At 46.1% G+C, this 1,096-nt stretch carries 1 pseudogene; it reads right to left on the bottom strand.

Annotated elements, in window-relative coordinates:
• Window positions 1–937 precede the first annotated feature (937 nt).
• Window positions 938–1,096, bottom strand: a pseudogene (locus AC559A_RS19180) (IS1380-like element ISDth1 family transposase); the annotation flags it as partial.

A 1,096-nucleotide genomic window follows, 5' to 3' on the forward strand; every position in this document is an offset into this window, starting at 1 on the left:
TGACTGTTTACCTGGAAGCCAAAATGTATCGTCCATAAGGCTTAGCCTATTTCTATTCTTATATCGCAACATAGCAGTGACCTTGTTTTTTAAATCTTAATATCACTACTATAGCATACAATGCAAGCAAAATATTTAGTTAAATCGAATGCCTGCCCGGACTTTTTGCAGGGAGATCAAATATTGCCAGGTGAGTTGCTGCCGAAATGTGAACCGCTCAATTTAGGTCAAAGGCCTACTGAAATTGAGGATACTTGATTTACAAGCCTTGCTGGATCAGGTTGCCTGGGTCCAAAAAAGGAACCATAGGGCTCGACTATCACACAGGCGAAAGAAGCAATCCTTAGACCAAATTGAGTAAGTTGCGTTGTAGGGATAGCCGAACATACGGGCCAGGAAGAGGTTGGCCGAGGTGAAGCGGCCATCTGGCGTGGACGTGAAAATGCCGATGGGGGGCGTTGTCGAAGATGTTCTGAAAATCCAGGCCGGCAGGGGGTTCGTTATCGCTTCCGAAAGATGGCGTGAGAGCTGGCGTGGCGGACATGGACACCTCCATTGTGATTCCGTGACAAGCCTATTTTATTATCGGCCCAGGAATGGGAGACGCCGAAGACGCGGGGTGTCTGGAGAAGACGTACTGCTGAAAAGAGTTTACTCAATGTATAACAAAAAATGACTCAACACGAAACAACCTGCAATGTCCTTTTTGAGGCTTTTTTCCATTTCATCGAATAAAACACCTGAATCCGTGACTTTGCTTGGTTAGGACTTCTCATCGAAAGTTTTGGAACGATTTTCCATCGAACCATCTCCGCTGCCAAGATACTGGAAGCTTAAAATGAGCTATCTCAGCATGAAATCATTCAGATCACCGTCTATTACCAGAATTTTGGCGCAATACACCTGTATCATTTTTTTATTCCAGATTTTGCAGGCGCTACGCTGCCTTGAGGCGTTGAAACAACCTGCCAAACCAATCGTGCCATTCCTTGGAACATCCCAGTTGCATCACCAAGGTCCGGGCATGGCTGATCAAACGGCAAGACATGAAGACCACGCTGTTCATCACCGTCTTGATCCTGCGCCTTGTAGCCTT

Origin of the sequence: Desulfonatronum zhilinae (assembly GCF_900182865.1) — a bacterium.
GTDB classification, from domain to species: domain Bacteria; phylum Desulfobacterota; class Desulfovibrionia; order Desulfovibrionales; family Desulfonatronaceae; genus Desulfonatronum; species Desulfonatronum lacustre.